Origin of the sequence: Maribacter algae, assembly GCF_047345745.1 — a bacterium.
GTDB lineage: Bacteria > Bacteroidota > Bacteroidia > Flavobacteriales > Flavobacteriaceae > Maribacter.
This window is the reverse complement of sequence record NZ_JBLFES010000002.1, coordinates 690,896-709,292: the sequence shown is the minus strand read 5'-3', so window position 1 is coordinate 709,292 and position 18,397 is coordinate 690,896. Positions and strand designations below refer to the sequence as shown.

The 18,397-nt window shown below is 37.8% G+C and carries 18 protein-coding genes; 13 read left to right on the top strand and 5 right to left on the bottom strand.

Going from position 1 to position 18,397, the window contains the following annotated elements; translation table 11 throughout:
• The first annotated feature begins 92 nt into the window (after positions 1-92).
• From ACKWBX_RS10270 to ACKWBX_RS10250, 5 genes are all read left to right on the top strand, one after another.
• A complete protein-coding gene (locus tag ACKWBX_RS10270; RefSeq protein WP_413968588.1) occupies positions 93-824 on the top strand; it encodes a LytR/AlgR family response regulator transcription factor in 732 nt (243 codons plus the stop codon).
• A gap of 136 nt (positions 825-960) precedes the next feature.
• A complete protein-coding gene (locus tag ACKWBX_RS10265) occupies positions 961-1,131 on the top strand; it encodes a hypothetical protein (protein WP_413968587.1) in 171 nt (56 codons plus the stop codon).
• Between the two features lie 66 nt (positions 1,132-1,197).
• Entirely contained in the window at positions 1,198-3,306 is a 2,109-nt protein-coding gene (locus tag ACKWBX_RS10260) for a tetratricopeptide repeat-containing sensor histidine kinase (RefSeq protein WP_413968586.1), read from the top strand.
• Between the two features lie 25 nt (positions 3,307-3,331).
• Positions 3,332-4,000, top strand: a complete 669-nt coding sequence (locus ACKWBX_RS10255; protein ID WP_413968585.1) for a response regulator — start codon at positions 3,332-3,334, stop codon at positions 3,998-4,000.
• Positions 4,001-4,169: 169 nt separating this feature from the next.
• Positions 4,170-4,835 (top strand): hypothetical protein, encoded by a 666-nt coding sequence (locus ACKWBX_RS10250; RefSeq protein ID WP_413968584.1) that lies wholly within the window; start codon positions 4,170-4,172, stop codon positions 4,833-4,835.
• Here ACKWBX_RS10250 and glyA read toward each other — a convergent pair.
• The gene (gene glyA / locus ACKWBX_RS10245; protein WP_413968583.1) at positions 4,832-6,121 is read right to left on the bottom strand and encodes a serine hydroxymethyltransferase; all 1,290 of its coding nucleotides are present in this window, start codon (positions 6,119-6,121) and stop codon (positions 4,832-4,834) included. The genes ACKWBX_RS10250 and glyA overlap by 4 nt on opposite strands.
• 260 nt (positions 6,122-6,381) lie before the next feature.
• On the opposite strand from glyA, the gene ACKWBX_RS10240 reads away from it, so the two are divergent.
• Positions 6,382-7,566, top strand: a complete 1,185-nt coding sequence (locus tag ACKWBX_RS10240) for a hypothetical protein (RefSeq protein ID WP_413968582.1) — start codon at positions 6,382-6,384, stop codon at positions 7,564-7,566.
• Positions 7,567-7,592: 26 nt separating this feature from the next.
• Here the strand turns inward: ACKWBX_RS10240 and ytxJ are convergent, their stop codons facing one another.
• The gene (gene ytxJ, locus ACKWBX_RS10235) at positions 7,593-7,988 is read right to left on the bottom strand and encodes a bacillithiol system redox-active protein YtxJ (RefSeq protein WP_413968581.1); all 396 of its coding nucleotides are present in this window, start codon (positions 7,986-7,988) and stop codon (positions 7,593-7,595) included.
• 164 nt (positions 7,989-8,152) lie between these two features.
• On the opposite strand from ytxJ, the gene clpB reads away from it, so the two are divergent.
• Complete coding sequence (gene clpB, locus ACKWBX_RS10230) at positions 8,153-10,753, top strand: ATP-dependent chaperone ClpB (RefSeq protein ID WP_413968580.1); 2,601 nt, start codon at positions 8,153-8,155, stop codon at positions 10,751-10,753.
• A 110-nt stretch (positions 10,754-10,863) separates the two neighbouring features.
• Positions 10,864-11,460, top strand: coding sequence for a TetR family transcriptional regulator (locus tag ACKWBX_RS10225; protein WP_413968579.1), 597 nt, complete (start codon positions 10,864-10,866; stop codon positions 11,458-11,460).
• Between the two features lie 31 nt (positions 11,461-11,491).
• Here ACKWBX_RS10225 and ACKWBX_RS10220 read toward each other — a convergent pair whose 3' ends face one another.
• The gene (locus ACKWBX_RS10220) at positions 11,492-13,138 is read right to left on the bottom strand and encodes a PorP/SprF family type IX secretion system membrane protein (protein WP_413968578.1); all 1,647 of its coding nucleotides are present in this window, start codon (positions 13,136-13,138) and stop codon (positions 11,492-11,494) included.
• Between the two features lie 81 nt (positions 13,139-13,219).
• Between ACKWBX_RS10220 and ACKWBX_RS10215 the strand changes: the two genes are divergently transcribed.
• On the top strand, positions 13,220-13,759 hold the full coding sequence (locus tag ACKWBX_RS10215) for a SixA phosphatase family protein (protein ID WP_413968577.1): 540 nt from the start codon (positions 13,220-13,222) through the stop codon (positions 13,757-13,759).
• Here the strand turns inward: ACKWBX_RS10215 and ACKWBX_RS10210 are convergent.
• Positions 13,740-14,489 carry a DUF6503 family protein gene (locus ACKWBX_RS10210; protein ID WP_413968576.1) on the bottom strand — a complete coding sequence of 250 codons (750 nt, stop codon included), beginning with the start codon at positions 14,487-14,489 and terminating at the stop codon, positions 13,740-13,742. The genes ACKWBX_RS10215 and ACKWBX_RS10210 overlap by 20 nt on opposite strands.
• A gap of 111 nt (positions 14,490-14,600) precedes the next feature.
• Between ACKWBX_RS10210 and smpB the strand changes: the two genes are divergently transcribed.
• Positions 14,601-15,062 (top strand): SsrA-binding protein SmpB, encoded by a 462-nt coding sequence (smpB, locus tag ACKWBX_RS10205; protein ID WP_413968575.1) that lies wholly within the window; start codon positions 14,601-14,603, stop codon positions 15,060-15,062.
• 3 nt (positions 15,063-15,065) lie between these two features.
• Here the strand turns inward: smpB and ACKWBX_RS10200 are convergent, their stop codons facing one another.
• Complete coding sequence (locus ACKWBX_RS10200) at positions 15,066-15,707, bottom strand: protein-L-isoaspartate(D-aspartate) O-methyltransferase (RefSeq protein WP_413968574.1); 642 nt, start codon at positions 15,705-15,707, stop codon at positions 15,066-15,068.
• 142 nt (positions 15,708-15,849) lie between these two features.
• Here ACKWBX_RS10200 and ACKWBX_RS10195 point away from each other — a divergent pair, with 142 nt between their 5' ends.
• From ACKWBX_RS10195 to ACKWBX_RS10185, 3 genes are read left to right on the top strand one after another with little or no spacing between them, the layout of a single operon-like run.
• Positions 15,850-16,824, top strand: a complete 975-nt coding sequence (locus ACKWBX_RS10195; protein ID WP_413968573.1) for a Gfo/Idh/MocA family protein — start codon at positions 15,850-15,852, stop codon at positions 16,822-16,824.
• The gene (locus ACKWBX_RS10190) at positions 16,821-17,711 is read left to right on the top strand and encodes a 3-hydroxybutyryl-CoA dehydrogenase (RefSeq protein WP_413968572.1); all 891 of its coding nucleotides are present in this window, start codon (positions 16,821-16,823) and stop codon (positions 17,709-17,711) included. Before ACKWBX_RS10195 ends, ACKWBX_RS10190 begins: the two co-directional genes overlap by 4 nt.
• A 13-nt stretch (positions 17,712-17,724) precedes the next feature.
• Complete coding sequence (locus ACKWBX_RS10185) at positions 17,725-18,384, top strand: YggS family pyridoxal phosphate-dependent enzyme (RefSeq protein WP_413968571.1); 660 nt, start codon at positions 17,725-17,727, stop codon at positions 18,382-18,384.
• Positions 18,385-18,397 lie beyond the last annotated feature (13 nt).

The following is an 18,397-nucleotide window of genomic DNA, read 5'->3' as shown; positions in this document are numbered from 1 at the left end:
GTATTTTATAATAATGTCCTCACTTTTTATGAGGTTTTCCTAAGTCGTTTTTTGATACGCTATTAGTAACTTGCTAGGAGAACACTATAATTTTGGAATATTCTTACACCATCATAGATGCTGATGCTGTTTCCAATTTGCAACTTCGTACATTTTTGGAAGAGTATGGGGAATTCAACTGCATTGACATTTCTAAAAATGCATCGGACGGACTCAATACCGTTCTGAAATTCTCCCCTGATATTGTTTTTATCAATTTAAATGAAAAAGCACTGTCATTGTTCCAGATGGTAGTGGAAATGCACCAATACTTACCTAAAATTCCCATTCTAATAGGTATATCCAAAACGAAGAAACATGCTTATGAAGCCATAAAAAATAATTTTTTCGATTATTGGCTACAACCCTTCAACGAATTTGATATTAGGAAGTCACTCTTAAAATTAAAGCTAAGAGCACCAAAAATAGATGTTCCACAGACCATTTGTTTAAAATCCTATAAAGATTTTCATTATATAAACACAAAAGACATTCTCTACTTACAAGCTGATAACAATACTACCGAATTCTATTTAAAAGATGGTTCGGTAACCAATGCCTATAAAACATTAAAAACATTTGAAAATCAGTTACCGGAAAACTTTGTTCGCATTCATCAAAGTTATATTGTAAATACGGATTATGTTTCCAGAATAAATTTTGGAAAATCCATCTGCGCATTAAAAGAAGTCAAAAAACCACTCCCCTTTTCAAAGTCTTACCGTGACAATATGGACAATCTCAAAAAAGTCCTTTCCAAAACTTCAGTATCTGCTACTAATTGACGAATTCTCTTAAAAATAAGTCGATTACTCTTAGAAGCCAGCACTTCACTAACAACTAATGTAATTTCTTCATTTTATGTAGGAACAATATTACTTTGGTAGTGTAATAATTTTTTAATCATAAATCAATATAAAAATGAAAAAAGTAGCAAGTATCTTCGCAGTAGCATTAATGACTTTAGGTTTAACAACTTATGTAAATGAAAATAGCAGTAGCGAGTTTGAGGGTCTAACCGAATTGAACAACATTCCTGCCTGTGATGAATGTGAAGGACCAAAGGATAATAGAGGAGGCGGTATCATTTAAGCAATAAAACACAATTTATATTAAAGCCTTGAACACGATTCAAGGCTTTTTTATATCTTGTAGTGGATGAGAAGTGTTAAATCCAATATAAGAGTCCATGGTATACGATTGATAGTATTGATTTGTTTTTCCTTCTTCTCACCAAATCTTAAGGCGCAAGAGAAAACCATCTCAATTGAAACAGATAGTGTTCTATACCTGTTGGACAGCAGCACGGACAAAAAGATATCTTCTGCTCAAAGACTTTCCCTTTTAGAAAAAGCCTTTGAAAACACTTTAAAGCTTCATAACGACTCGCTAAAAACAAAATATCTGGGAAGGTTGTCTCTTTCCGTGTTACAGACAAAAGATTCTCTTTTATTCAGAAAAATAAATCAAGAGATAATCCCTTTGGCCAAAAAAGAAAGAGACTCTATTGTATTGGCAGAAGCTTATTGGGATTTAGCAACTTTTTTTGGAAAATACGCAATAAAGGATAGTACCTACTACAGTTATTCTGAGGCGCAAAAAATTTTTGAAGCTAAAAAAGATACTTTTTCTTCTGGAAGAATGCTCTATAATATGGCCAGGACCCAAGCTGAGATTAAAGACTATGTAGGGAGTGAAACGACAACCATACGTGCCATTGAAAAATTTAAACTCTTAAATAAAAATAAAAAACTTTACGACTCTTATAACAGTTTAGGCATAACGTCAAATTCATTGGGAGAACATGAAAGGGCCCTTGGATATTACAATGAAGCCATGTACTATTTGGAAAAAATTGGAAATCCCAAATTATTGGTTCTTCAAAATATTAATAACGTAGGTATCGTCTATAGGGACAGAGGAGAATACCAAAAAGCGATCGCCAAATTTGAAGAAGTTACAAATACAGATAGTATTAAGCTAAAATATCCGCGCCTATATGCAAAAGCATTAAGTAGTTTAGCGCTCTGTAAGATAAGAACACTAGATTCTGTAGGAGTAAATAGTTTATTAGAAGAATCTATTAAAATTAAAGATAGCCTAAATGAAATTGGAAGTTTAGCAGCGTCTTATTTTGGTTTGGCAGAATATTATTTGATTAAATCAGATACCAATTCTAGTAAAAAAGCTGCGAACAAAGCTATTTTATTGTCAAAAAGAAGTAGTAATTATGAAAGGCAACTTAAAACACTTGATTTCTTAATTAAAATTGACAAAGCAAACGCATCCAAATATGCGCAAAACTATATACGATTGAACGATAGCCTTCAAAATGCGGAACGCAAAATCCGAAATAAATTTGCGCGTATTCGTTTTGAAACGGATGAATTTATAGCAGAAAATGTACAGCTGGAAGAGCAAAAGGCCACGTTATCCAAAGAGAAAAAAATGTGGATTGCCATTGCGCTCATTTTTTTGCTGTTGGGAACTGCCGTTTACGTCATTATCAATCAAAGAGCGCGAAATCAAAAGTTGATTTTCTTACAAAAGCAGCAGACGAGCAATCAGGAGATATTTGATCTAATGCTAGCCCAAAAACAAAAAGTGGACGAAGGAAAACGTATGGAGCAGAAAAGAATTTCGGAAGAGCTTCATGATGGTGTGCTAGGCAAAATGTTAGGGGCGCGAATGGTCCTGACCGGATTGAACAAAAGAGCTGATGAAGAATCCATCAAAGAACGCTCAGAAGCCATATCCGCATTAAAGAATGTAGAAAATGAAGTCCGTTCCATCTCGCATGAACTCAGCCATAGCGCCTATCAAAAAATTGGCAACTTTGTAAATTCAATTGAGACATTACTGAAAAATGCCCAACAAAACGTGAACATAAAGACCCATTTTTCCTATGACCAAGAGGAAGATTGGGATGCCCTAAGAGGCGATTTAAAAATTAACGTCTATAGAATTATTCAAGAAACATTACAAAATGCCATAAAGCATGCCGACTGTGATAATTTCTTTATTAACTTTGAAAGAGATGAAACTACAATCCATGTTACTATGAGTGATGATGGTAAAGGTTTTAAGACGGAACGGGGCAAAAAAGGAATCGGAATGCGAAATATTAGTTCCCGTGTAACAAAATTAAATGGAACTTGGTCTATTGATGGTGCTCCAGGAAAAGGTACAAAAACGGTATTAAAGATACCCATACAGTTAAGCACAATTGTTGAGGATGATACTAAACAGCAATTACAAGACGTTTAATAGTCACTACTTATAGTATATTATTATGAATACAGTGCGTATTTTGGCAGTGGACGACCACGAAATGACAACCCTAGGTTATAAATATATCCTAGAAGGCTCTGATTTTGATGGGTTTAACGTTAAAGTTGAGATTGCCAAAAGCTTTGATATGGGAAAGGAGAAAATAGAGCTTTCCGCCAAGGCCTTACCTTTTAATATCATTCTGTTAGACATACAATTGTTTCCGTCAGAGGCAAAAGACCCTAGATCTGGTATAGATTTAGGTATTTTGGCAAGAAAAGTTGTGCCTGATTCCAAAGTAGTTTTTATGTCTTCGTATAATGATAACTATAGAATCAATAATATATTCAAAAAGGTAAATCCTGATGGATATATGGTCAAATCTGAAATCGACGAACTCTCCTTAAAAGCGATGGTCGAAACAGTTATCGCCAGACCACCCTATTACACTGCCGGAGCGTTAGCAGCGATACGACGAAAAATGGCAAACGATGTAGCTATTGACGAACAGGATGAAAAAATTCTATACCTGCTTTCAAAGGGCACTCACACAAGGGATATCGCTCCTTTAGTAGCTGCCGCCAATACCACTGTAGAAACCAGAAAGAGACATTTAAAGTCTATTTTTGGTATAAAAAATGGCAATGACCTAGCATTAATTGAAGAAGCAAAGCGCAGAGGCTTCCTTTAAACGCTAAATTTAACATTTTTTAATTTTTGCAACTTCCTGAAAAACAATATTTTATGTTTTTTAATTGAAAAATAATAGAATGTCCTCATAAATTCAAAGGTTTTCCTAAGTCCGACTAATCTGCTTTAATTATATCTTTAAGTATGGAATTTTAAAATTTCCATTGCTTATGAAAACCAACTCAGACAACTTCAGACGATATACCCATCTCAAAGTAAAAGAGAATTCCAATATTCATGGTATAACCGGTTTCCTAAGATATTTGGAACAATATTACTTTTCAGAGGCCTATATCAATGATTATGTTGAAAAAAAAGAAAGTATTGATCTTGCCATAGATATTAAATGCCCAATAGATTTAGTGGAAATGTTGGCCCATTTTAATAAGGAGCGGTGGGGACACAATGGCGAGTCGATCTCACCACTTGAATATGCCTTAAACGAACTCACGAATCAAAACGATATATTTTTTGACATTGAGGAATTGACACTTCTTCTAAACGATACTAGCATCGTTATAAAAAGAATATACAAAAGTAGCATTGTTAAACAATTGAACAATATTCTTGTCGAGATTGCAAATCATTATATATTCGTTACCAAAGGATTAACGGAGCGGCCTTTTGAAATTTTTCTGCCAGTTTTTGAAAATCGTATCATCAAGGAGAATGATTCGATTTACCCAAAACAAGCGACAACCAACCACTCAAAATGTAGTTACTTTAATTATTGGGGCATTTATTTGGAATCGCAGGATGACGCTTTGATATATGACGTTAAAAAGAATATCTATATCTCCGCCAACCTGGATTTATGTATGCTGGACGATGACTAAACTTCTCCTACCAATTCATTAAAAATTGGTCGTTCGCCCATCATTGCGTTCACTCTTTTTCTAACACTGTTTATAATTGCTTCATCTTGGGGGTTTTTGATGACCTCGTCTATTAAGGAAACTATCTTCTCCATATCAGTTTCGTTCAAACCTCTAGTAGTAATCGCTGCCGTTCCAAAACGGATTCCAGAAGTAACAAATGGAGATTTATCATCAAAAGGCACCATATTCTTATTGGCGGTAATATCAGCAAGTACCAATGCCTTTTCAGCATCTTTCCCGGATATATTTTTGTTTCGAAGGTCGATCAACATCATATGATTGTCCGTTCCTCCCGAAATGATATGATAATCCTTGGCCACGAATGCATTGGCCATCGCATCTGCATTTTTCTTGACTTGAACTATATATTCTTTAAACTCATCAGTAAGTGCCTCTCCAAAAGCAACTGCTTTTGCCGCAATAATATGCTCTAACGGCCCTCCTTGATTCCCTGGAAATACCGCTAAATCCAATAAAGCGGACATCTTCCTTAAATTTCCATTCTTTAATCGTATTCCAAAAGGATTCTCAAAATCCTTCCCCATAAGGATCAATCCGCCACGTGGCCCTCTCAACGTTTTATGGGTTGTTGTAGTAACAATATGGCAATGTGGAATAGGATCACTTAAAATACCTTTTGCAATTAGTCCCGCCGGATGGGAAATATCGGCCAATAACAAAGCATCTACGCTATCGGCAATTTCACGAAATCGTTCAAAATCCATGTCCCTGGAGTAAGCCGAAGCACCCGCTATAATCATTTTAGGTTTCTCCTTGACGGCAATTTCCTGTATCGCATCATAATTTAATCTGCCAGTAGCTTTATCAACACCGTAAAAAACGGGATTATACAGTCTGCCCGAAAAATTGACCGGTGAACCATGCGTCAAGTGACCTCCATGTGATAGATCAAAACCGAGAATGGTATCCCCGGGCTTCAAACAAGCGTGATATACTGCGGCGTTTGCCTGTGAACCGGAGTGTGGTTGTACGTTGGCATATGCTGCTCCGAACAGTTCTTTAGCCCTGTCAATGGCCAACTGCTCTACCTTATCTACTACTTCGCACCCTCCATAATAACGCTTTCCCGGGTATCCTTCTGCATATTTATTGGTCAAAACAGAACCTGCAGCTTCCATCACCTGCGGGCTTGTAAAGTTTTCGGAAGCTATCAACTCAATTCCGTTGATTTGACGTTGTCTTTCTTCTTCGATTAAATCAAAAATACTATGGTCCCTTTGCATTATATAATTGTTATTTCGTGAATTACAAAAATACGAATACGAGAAGATATTATTCAAAAATCAAAGGTTTTACCATCATTTTTTATCAAATAAAAATCAACAATTTTAGGGCTAGACACTTAGAACGCAAAAAAAGCGTCCATTTTTCATCTCCAATGTTTATAGGGTCTTACACTATTTTGATTCCTTTCGCGTTATATGAAAATATATTATGGCATAGCTATTGGAAAGTAGTTATGAAACCATAAAACAATATCATCATGAAGAAAGTTCTACTTTTCAGTTTTATAGCTATCGCTTTCTCCTGTAGCGGGGTCAAAAAAACCCAAGAAGCGATCAACACGGGAAATTACGATACCGCGATTCAAAAATCCATAGATAATATTGCTGGCAATAAAACTAAAAAAAGTAACCAACCTTACATTGTTTTACTAGAGGAAGCTTTTAAAAAGAATACGGCAAGGGAATTACAACATATCAAATTCCTAAAGAAAGATGGGAATCCGGCCAACTATGAGCAAATCTATCAAACCTACGAGAGGCTGAAAGCAATTCAGCAACAAATTAGGCCTTTGCTACCGCTTACCATTACAGATGAAAATAGATTGGCCCAATTCAATTTTAAGGATTATGATGAGGCTATCATAAGCTCAAAAAATAATCTTTCGGACTTTTTATACAATAACGCCTTGTCCAAACTGGAACAGGCAAATTACAAGGCAGATTTTAGGGCGGCCTATGACGATTTAAAGTACTTGGAAGAAATAAATCCCAATTACAAGGATGCCCTACAAAAAATGGAAGAAGCTTATCAAAGGGGACTGGATTTTGTAGTTGTAGAAATGACCAACAATACGGACAAGGTCATTCCTGAAAGATTGGAAGAAGAACTCTTAAATCTAAATACATACGGATTAAATAGCCTTTGGACAGAATATCATACCAATAGAATCAAAAACTTGAAGTATGACTATAAAATGGAAGTCTCTTTCCAAGATATAAATATCTCACCTGAACAAATCAGGGAAAAACAGATTATCAAAGAGAAGCAAATCAAGGATGGTTTTACCTATGCATTGGATAATGACGGGAATGTGGTAAGGGACAGTCTTGGAAATAGAATAAAAATTGATAAGTTCAGAACCGTAAAATGTGATTTTTATCAATTCACGCAGTTCAAAAGCACACAGGTGACCGGTATTGTCAGCTTTACGGACTTACAAAAGAACCAACAGATAAATCAATATCCATTGGCAAGTGAGTTTATCTTTGAGCATAACTACGCTAATTATGATGGTGATAAAAGGGCTTTGGACAATGAATTGCTCTCCTTGTTACAATTGGCAAGAGTTCCTTTTCCAAGCAATGAACAAATGGTTTATGATGCCGGGGAAGATTTAAAAAATAATCTTAAAAATATATTGAGACGACAACGTTTCAATTAAAAAAAGCCCCATTTATAGGGGCTTTTTTATATGTGATTTTCAAGCGCTATCTCAGCTATAGCACCGTGGGAATCATGTTGCACCACTACTCCATTCTTAATGATCAATAACTGTGGAGATTGATGCATTACCTGAAATTTAGCAGCAACTTCGTTGGATATATCCCTGTGTGCATGCAGGTCCAGGAAATAGAGATCCATTTGGCCCGCTTCTAATGCATATTTAGAAGTAAACATATTCAGAACCATCCTACTAATGCCACATGTGGTGGAATGTTTAAAGATAAGTTGAGGTTTTCCTTTTGAATTTTCAGCAATTTTTTCCAATTGACTCACATGATCAAGTGCAATCCAAGGCACTTGTGGGGAAGGTTTCTTTTCCTTTTTATCGTTATTGCCAAACAGCCCATTAAATAAACCCATATTTCGTTTTTTCTATTGGTCAACTTACAATGCAAAACTTACACAACTGACGTATTGTCTTGCTGTCCAGTAATTTTAGCGTCAATATGTCGCTTGATTGGAACTGGTAGGATTGTTGATATTAATCAAACAAAAATAGTCTCAAAAACGTAAACATACAGAAAATGAACTTTAATAATTTTACCATAAAATCACAGGAAGCCATTCAACAGGCTCAGGTGCTCACGCAATCTTTGGGGCATCAGCAAATAGAAAATGAACATTTGTTTAAGGCGATTACGGAAGTTGAAGAGAACGTAGTACCTTTTATTCTAAAAAAGTTAGGCCTTAATTCAGATTTAATCCTACAAATCCTGGATAAGGAAATGAACTCCTTTCCTAAAGTAGAGGGTGTAGATATTATGCTATCCAAAGAAGCGGGGAAAACACTCACCGAAGCAAGTGTCATCGCAAAAAAGATGGGCGACGAATACGTTTCGATAGAGCATTTATTTCTGGCAATTTTCAAATCCAAAAGTAAGATTGCACAAATCTTAAAAGACCAAGGTGTTACGGAAAAAGATTTGAAAGCGGCCATTGAAGAACTTCGAAAAGGAAACAAAGTGACTTCTCAAAGTGCTGAAGAAACGTATAATTCGCTTGAAAAATATGCCAAAAACCTAAATGCTTTGGCGGATAGTGGAAAGTTAGACCCCGTCATCGGTAGGGACGAAGAGATTAGGAGAATACTTCAAATCTTGTCCAGAAGAACCAAGAACAATCCTATGCTCGTAGGCGAGCCGGGAGTAGGTAAAACTGCAATCGCAGAGGGATTGGCCCATCGTATCGTTCAAGGGGATATTCCTGAAAATTTGAAGGATAAAATCATCTATTCCTTAGATATGGGTGCGCTCATCGCTGGGGCAAAATATAAAGGTGAGTTTGAGGAACGCCTAAAAGCGGTCATCAAAGAAGTCACAAGTTCCGATGGTGATATTGTGCTGTTTATTGACGAAATCCATACACTTGTTGGTGCAGGTGGTGGTCAGGGCGCTATGGATGCCGCAAATATTCTAAAGCCTGCTTTGGCTAGGGGGGAACTGAGAGCTATCGGTGCGACTACGCTTGATGAATATCAAAAATATTTTGAGAAGGACAAAGCCCTTGAAAGGCGTTTCCAAAAAGTAATCGTTGATCAGCCAGATACAGAAAGTGCCATATCCATTCTTAGAGGTATCAAAGAAAAATACGAGGCACATCATAAAGTGCGTATAAAAGATGAGGCAGTGATTGCCGCCGTGGAGTTATCACAACGCTACATCACCAATAGATTCCTACCGGATAAGGCCATTGATTTAATGGATGAAGCAGCTTCAAAGTTGCGCATGGAAATTAACTCCAAGCCTGAAGAATTGGATGTTCTGGACCGAAAAATTATGCAGCTTGAAATTGAAATCGAGGCCATTAAACGTGAAAATGATAAGACCAAGCTTCAGATTTTAAATATGGAACTAGCCAATATCAAAGAGGAGCGCAATGAAATCTTTGCCCAATGGGAGAGCGAAAAATCCGTGGTCGATGCAATTCAAAAAACAAAAACGGACATTGAAAATTTCAAGGCCGAGGCAGAACGTGCAGAACGTAATGGGGACTACGGAAAAGTTGCGGAATTGCGCTATGGAAAAATTAAAGATTCCCAAGAAAAATTGACAACACTTCAAGAAGAATTACAAAAGCAACAAAACGATGGTACGCTTATAAAAGAAGAGGTCACCAATGATGATATTGCCGAAGTAGTTGCGAAATGGACGGGAATACCAGTAACGAAAATGCTACAGAGCGAACGTGAGAAATTGTTACAGCTAGAAGATGTACTGCATAAGAGAGTGGTAGGTCAAGAAGAGGCCATACAGGCAGTTTCGGATGCCATTCGGAGAAGTAGGGCCGGTTTACAAGATGTCAAAAAACCTATCGGGTCCTTTTTGTTCTTGGGAACAACGGGAGTAGGTAAAACCGAATTGGCAAAGACCTTGGCAGCGTATCTGTTCGATGATGAGAATGCAATGACCCGTATTGATATGAGCGAATACCAAGAGCGCCACTCGGTTAGTAGATTGGTCGGTGCACCTCCAGGATACGTTGGGTACGATGAAGGTGGGCAATTAACGGAAGCAGTCAGAAGACGCCCCTACTCCGTGGTACTTTTGGATGAAATCGAAAAAGCACACCCAGATACCTTTAACATTCTACTTCAAGTACTGGATGAAGGAAGGTTGACCGATAACAAAGGACGTGTTGCCGATTTTAAGAATACCATAATTATAATGACCAGTAACATGGGCAGTCAAATCATTCAGGAAAAGTTTGAAAATTCAAACGATCCCTACAGCGCTATGGAAGCTTCTAAAGTAGAGGTACTTGGATTATTGAAAAAAACGATTCGACCCGAGTTCCTGAATAGAATAGACGACATTGTAATGTTCACTCCTCTTGATAAAGAGAACATCCGGGAAATCGTAAAATTACAATTGGAAGGGTTAAAGAAAATGTTGAACAAACAACAAATTACCTTAGATGCTACGGAAGAAGCAATAGCATTTCTTGCAGAGAAAGGTTATGACCCACAGTTCGGGGCTAGGCCCGTAAAACGGACCATTCAAAAAGAAGTTTTGAACAACATGTCAAAAGCCTTGTTGAGCGGTGAGCTAAAAGCCGATAGTATTGTACTTCTAGACGCATTTGACAACAAGCTTGTTTTTAGAAATCAAAACGATTTAGTAGTTTAATTTTCAAAAAAAGTAAATAGAGCACATCCAATGCTATTGGATGTGCTTTTTTTATCAACAATATATACCATACAGTATAAGTTTTTTATATTCGTATAAAATAGCCATGCATGTCTACCAAAGCTGAAAGAACCACCGCTTATATTATTGAAACCGTTGCTCCAGTTTTTAATAAACATGGGTATGTAGGTACTAGTATGAGCGACTTGACCGAAGCTACGGGTCTTACCAAAGGAGCTTTGTACGGCAATTTTGAAAATAAGGAAGCGTTGGCACTCTCCGCATTTGAATTTAACAGTAAACTATATCTAAAAGCCATAGATGAACAGTTGGATGTTGAAGGAACGTCTCTTGATAAAATTTTCAGCCTCACCAAGTTTTACAAAAATTATGATGCTTTCACGCTGGATATGGGCGGATGCCCCGTGCTTAACGTAGGTGTAGATGCTCAGCACAATAATAATTTGTTGGCAGCAGCGGCAAAAGAGACCATCAAGGAAATTGAAGGAAAAATAGCATTGGTTTTTGAGACCGGTGTGAATAAGGAAGAAATAAAATTACCCGTTACGCCACTCCAGTTTGCAAAGCAAATGTTTACTATGTTGCAGGGAGCCATTACCTTGGCGACCATCACTCAAGACCGGAAATATTTACTGAACACGGTGGCTTATTTGGAAGTCCTTATTAAAAAAGAGCTTGGTAAATAATACTTGAAAACACTTAGATTCCAATATTTTACTATTCCCCTACTACCCTGAATATCCATGTTTTATCAGGATATTTTCCGCCAAATTTGGAATCCCTAGCTTTACGAGCCTCGTCAATGGAATCATACCGCGCTAAATATACGTAGTTGTATTTGTTCAAATCGCGATAAAAGGAACCGGGATTCAATCCTTTTTTCTTCAAATCGGCCAAGAAAGCTTCAAAATAACGTTTAGTGCCAAACACATTGGCAATGAGGTAGTAACCAGGTCTTAATTTACCTTCTTTGGTAACTTCCTCATACTTCTCCCCTTTTTGGACGGTTACAACTTCTTTTTGTCGCGCTAAACGTTCCAGTTCCGCTTTTTTCTCTGCTGCTTCGGCTGCTGCCAATGTAGCTGCCGCAACGGAATCTTTCTTTCTTTGTATTGCCAAGGCAAGGGCTTCTTCTTTTGCGTTTTGAACTGCGTTAATAGAATCGGTTCTACGTTTCCGGGCCATGGATCGGGCTTCGGCGAGTGCAGCTTCAGCTTTCGCCTTATTAATGGAATCTGTTCTACGTTTCAAATCTCTCCGAGATTCTTTTTGGGCCAAAACTTTGCCTTTGTTTGATTCCTGTATGGAATCTTTAACACGTTTTGCATTTTCTTTCGCGAGTTTTTCCTGTTCTTTCGACTCTTCTTTGAGTGCTAAGCGCTCTTCTTTCTCCAATGCCGCTTTGAGTTTTTCTTCCTTTTCCGTTTCCTCCGCAATGAGTTGTTCTTCAATGGTGTCACTTGGCTTCTCTAGATTTCCGAGCTTGTACGATGTTACCAGTTCAAAAGAAGGGTCTTTGCCCTCCAATTGGGAATCTATTCCCAATTCCACCAAAGCACCGATGGAGAAACGCTTAAAAAATCGTCCTCCAACACCTCCGGAAACTCCATAAAAACTGTTATATCCACCTTGTACCCAAAATTTACTGGTAGAAAACAATCCTGTGAAACCGAACTGTGTGTCAAAACCGGGGATAGACTTTATATAAAGTGCAGGCCGTATCATCGAATTCCCATCAGAACCCACTTGTAGCGGAATATCATAACTGGCCAACCCAAAGACAATAATATCCCCGGGGTCTGTATTACGCTGGCTCGTACTAAAATTATAATCGAATAAATTCTCCGAAGTGATGCCCAGACTGAATTTATCAACCCTGAAATTTATACCTGGGGCAAGTTGTACTATAAAATCGTTTGTAATTGAAGTTTGTATAGGATTGGGGATGAAAAAACGATCGTCCGCTAATTTTTGTTGATATCCAAACAGATTTAATCCAATACCCAATGAAGTCTTATCGTTGAACTTAATATCATAAGCATAATTTAAAGCTCCTCCGGTATTTAAGAAAATCCCGGTATTATGCTGAAAAAAACCTACACCGGCAGCCGATGATTCATTAAGTCGCAACGTATAATTCAAAAACAGGGAAGTGGGATCGGCATCATACACTTGCCATTGCCATCTGGACCAAAAAGCGATGGAGGAAGGATTGTTCCTATCCAGCGCATAGGCCGGATTCAGTAAATTTGAGTTGTATTCCGTAAGATTTTGCTGCCTAAAATCATTTGGTAAAGGCGCATCTTGAGCATTCGCCCTAAAAACTGCAAAAAAAATAAGAAGTGTCCCACAAAATTTTCTCATATGCAAAAAAACGAAAAATAGGTAATTTATCGTTCTATTTTCAGTTATTTTTAGTTCATGTAAATTTAATATCATTTCATTATGAAATACTTTAAATATGTAATCCTTTCCGTTTTATTCATTTCCTTATCCTGTAAGGAAGATAAACCTGCCGAGAACAAAGAAGAATCGGTTGATATTTCTACATTTTATTTGATCAGGCATGCGGAAAAAGATAAAAGCGATGCCGAAAATCCCGATCCGGAACTTACCCAAAAAGGATTGGGAAGAGCCATGCACTGGGCAGAAATATTGGATGAGGTAGAATTGGATGCTATTTATTCCACGGATTACAATAGAACTTCAATGACTGCCGCCCCGGCTTCTGTCAAGAAAAACATCGATGTGCAATATTATGACCCCAGAATTGTAAATATTGAAGAATTTAAAGCTACGAATCTAAACAAGAACGTACTCATTGTAGGCCATAGCAATAGTACTCCAGATTTTGTAAATAAATTGTTAGGACAAGAAAAGTATGGTCAAATTGACGAAAGTGAAAATGGAACTTTATTTATTGTTCAAATAGTGAACGGTGTAGCTACGTCCAACAAACTCATTTTTAATTGTAATTGCCCGTAGTAACTTGAACATCCTCCAGTTTAATCTCGGATAGCAGGTCCAACTTGCCCTGTTCGAACAAACGGTCTATTTCATAGATAGGACTATCCAAGTTGTTGGACTTATAGTTCTTGTAATCCACGAAACGTATTCCGCCAACTTGTCTTTCGTTATATGCCTCGCGAAAGCGTTGACCGCCACCGTTTACATGAAATTCATAGGCCAGATAGTCCGGTTTCCAGGTCGTTGTATTAAACCAATATACGTACACATCATCAAAATCATCGCCACCTCCATTTTGGTCAAAAGTGATTTCTACTTTATAGTAATCATTGGCCCCAATGGTCGTCTTTCCCAAAAATCTTTTGTTCACGGCTTGATCGTTCAATCCAAAGGGGAGTTGCGCAAAATAATGAACCGAATTAACAGCGTTAGCGTATTTATTCGCCGTGGTATCTGCCAATACTACGAGACTGTCGTTGATGAAACGTTGAAAACCGTTAGGTGATTTTACATCAAGAACATTCAAACTGTCGCTTTGAGTACTACGCTTTAGGATTTTACCTTTTCCTTTTATTTCGGCCCTATATTGTTTCCCCCTAAAACGGAAAGCAATGTTTTTTTGGGTATAAAGCTCACCTCCTGAGACCGCTATACTCTTATCTACTATTTCTTGGGCACTTGGAACGGTTTGCTTCTGTTTACAAGACAAACAAAATAGGATAATTGCAAAAATGAGGTACTTGGGCATCTTATATTTTTTGTATTATTCGGTTGTAATTACCTTTCATTACAAAGGAATCGTTTTAATTCTTTTTATAAAACAATTCTTATTCTGTAATAGTACTTATTTTTGCAGTGAATGCAGAATAACATCAACATAAAAAATAAAAAAGCCAAGTTCGAGTATGAATTGCTCGATAAATACATGGCTGGCATCGTTTTAGGTGGAACGGAAATAAAGTCCCTTAGAAATGGGCGTGCCTCCATTTCGGAAAGCTTCTGCGAGTTCAATGAGCAAGGGGAACTCTTTGTAATTAATATGCAAATTGATGAGTACTCCCATGCATCCCACTACAATCATAAACCCAAAGCGCAGCGAAAGCTTCTTTTGAACAAAAGGGAATTGAAAAAACTACATAAAGAGGTGAAGACTTCCGGCCTCACCATTGTTCCCTTAAATTTGTTCATAAATGAAAGAGGACTCGCCAAGCTTAATATTTCCCTCGCAAAAGGAAAAAAACTTTATGATAAGCGCGAGACCATAAAGGACAGGGACAATAAGAGAAACCTAGACCGTATCAAAAAGAATTTCAATAATTAGACCTTAATTTTTGTCTTCCAATAAGGGAACGAATTTAAAGGAACCATACTCGGTTTTCTCGAATTCTTTCTCGGAGGTACGAACGTACAAGGTCATTATCTGTTCTTCAAAACCTACCGGAATAACTAACCTTCCACCAACTTTTAATTGTGAAAGCAATGCTTTTGGGACTTCTGGAGCGCCTGCAGTAACGATAATACGATCAAAAGGGGCTTCGTCGGGCAGCCCTTTATAACCATCTCCAAAAATGGCTTTTTTGGGTCTGTATCCCATTTTCTTAAAAAATAGGTTGGTCTTTTTAAATAGCTCCAATTGCCTTTCTATGGTGTACACCTTTGCCTTGCATTTTAACAGTACCGCCGTCTGGTAACCACTTCCAGTACCAATTTCAAGAACCTTCATACCTCCTTCCAAAGCTAAAAGTTCGGTTTGGAAAGCTACCGTGTAAGGTTGGGAAATTGTTTGATTGGCAGCAATGGGAAAAGCTTTGTCCTGATAGGCATGCCCCTCAAAACTACTGTCCATGAACAAATGGCGTGGAATGTCCCTAATGGCATCTAAAACAGTCTTGTTCCCTATGCCTTTATCAATTAATACTTGCGCCAATTTATTGCGCATTCCCCTATGTTTAAAGGTATCTTTCAATGGTAGTCGGTTTTGATATTCAAATTTAGGGAAGTTCTGATTACTATTTGAAGCCGGATCTTAAAAGTTAAGAACATCTCAAATTCAAAATGCTGTTCATTTAACTTGCGAAGTATGCTTATTTTTGTGGAAAACATAAAATATGCTCAAAGCTGGGGTTTTAGGTGCTGGCCATTTAGGGAAAATACACCTACGTCTACTCAATGAATCCGAGAAATATGAACTGGTGGGTTTTTACGATGCCGATGCCATAAACGGTAAAAAGGTCTCCGCAGAATTTGGGTATCGCTATTTTGAAAATATCAATGATCTAATCGAGGCTGTAGATGTTGTGGATATTGTGACACCTACCCTATCCCATTTTGATTGTGCTAAAAAAGCAATAGAAAAAGGAAAGCATATTTTTATCGAAAAGCCCATAACCAATACCTTGGAAGAGGCCAAAAGCCTATTGGAACTCGAAGAAAAACACAATGTAAAGGGGCAGGTGGGTCATGTGGAACGTTTTAATCCCGCATTTACCGCTGTAAAGGATAAAATTGAAAGTCCCATGTTCATTGAAACACACCGATTGGCCGAATTCAACCCGCGTGGAACGGATGTTCCCGTAGTATTGGATTTAATGATACACGATATTGATGCTATCTTGAGCGTGGTGAACTCTGAAGTGAAACAGATAAATGCGAGCGGTGTTTCCGTAATCAGCCAATCACCGGATATTGCAAACGCACGTTTGGAATTTGAAAACGGTTGTGTAGCCAATCTTACGGCCAGTAGAATTTCTTTAAAGAATATGCGGAAATCCCGTTTTTTTCAAAAAGATGCTTATATCTCGGTCGATTTTTTGGAGAAAAAGGTAGAAGTGGTCAAAATGAAGGACGCTCCAAAGACTCCCGGAGAATTTGATATGGTGCTCCAGAATGCAGAGGGAGAGAAAAAACAGATTTATTTTGAAAATCCTACAATCAATGCGAACAATGCTATATTGGATGAACTGGAATCTTTTGCGGATGCCATTTATAATGATACCGTTCCCGTTGTAAGTTTAAAACAGGGTACACAGGCATTGGAAGTGGCGCTTCAAATCATTGCATCGTTTAAAAACAAAACACTATGAAAAACATAACAGTAATTGGTGCCGGCACCATGGGAAACGGTATTGCGCACGTATTTGCCCAAAATGGTTTTAAAGTAGACTTAGTGGATGTATCCGAGGCTGCTTTGGAAAAAGGGTTAGCGACCATCACTAAAAACTTGGACCGGATGATTGCCAAAGAGCGTATAACGGAATCCGAAAAGTCTGAAACGCTTGGGAATATTACTTCGTTGACCAACTTAAAATCCGGAGTTGAAAATTCGGATTTGGTGGTTGAAGCTGCTACGGAGAACATCGATTTAAAATTGAAAATTTTTAAGGATTTAGATACCCTTTCCGATACCAGAACCATTTTAGCGACCAATACTTCCTCCATATCCATTACACAAATTGCTGCCGTTACCAAAAGGCCGGAAAAAGTAATAGGAATGCACTTTATGAATCCGGTTCCGATCATGAAATTAGTTGAAATCATTAGGGGTTATAGCACTTCCGATGAAACAACGGAAGCCATTATGGACCTATCCGAAAAATTGGGAAAAACACCTACCGAGGTCAACGACTACCCAGGTTTTGTCGCCAATCGTATTTTAATGCCAATGATCAATGAAGCCATTGAAACCCTTCACCATGGCGTAGCGGGTGTTATGGAAATAGATACCGTCATGAAATTGGGAATGGCCCATCCTATGGGACCTTTGCAGTTAGCCGATTTTATTGGGTTGGACGTTTGCCTTTCAATTTTGAACGTGATGTACGACGGATTCAAAAATCCAAAGTATGCGCCTTCCCCTCTATTGGTGAATATGGTAACCGCAGGTAAATTTGGGGTCAAATCTGGAGAAGGATTCTATGATTATTCAGAAAGCAGAAAAGCGGAAAAAATATCGTTCCAATTCAAAAAATAAATAGTTTTTTTCTATGTCCATTACGGCAAATCTCAAATCGATTCAAACTACCATTCCGGAAAATGTAACTTTGGTCGCTGTCTCAAAAACAAAACCGATTAGCGATCTAGAAGAGGCCTACTATGCTGGGCAGCGTGTTTTTGGGGAGAATAAAATTCAGGAAATGACCCAAAAATGGGAAGAAATGCCAAAGGACATACAATGGCACATGATTGGTCACGTACAAAGAAACAAGGTGAAATATATGGCAGCATATGTTTCCTTAATTCATGGGGTCGACAGTCTTAAACTGCTCAAAGAAATAAACAAACAAGCCAAAAAAAAGAAACGCATCATTTCTTGTTTATTACAAGTGCACATTGCGGAAGAGGAAAGCAAGTTCGGTTTTGATGAGACGGAGCTTTTCGATTTAATTAAAAATCCGGAGTTTCTTCAATTGGAAAATGTGCAAATAAAGGGACTAATGGGCATGGCTACTTTCACAAAGGATATGAATCAAGTACGAAAAGAGTTCATCAGCCTAAAAAAGCAGTATGACCGCCTAAAAACAGTGTTGGAAGGGATAGAAATCCTTTCCATGGGAATGAGCGGGGATTACAAAATAGCCATTGAGGAAGGCAGTACCATGGTCCGCATTGGAAGTAGTATCTTTGGTGCTCGAAACTATTCATAGCAACCGTTTACAC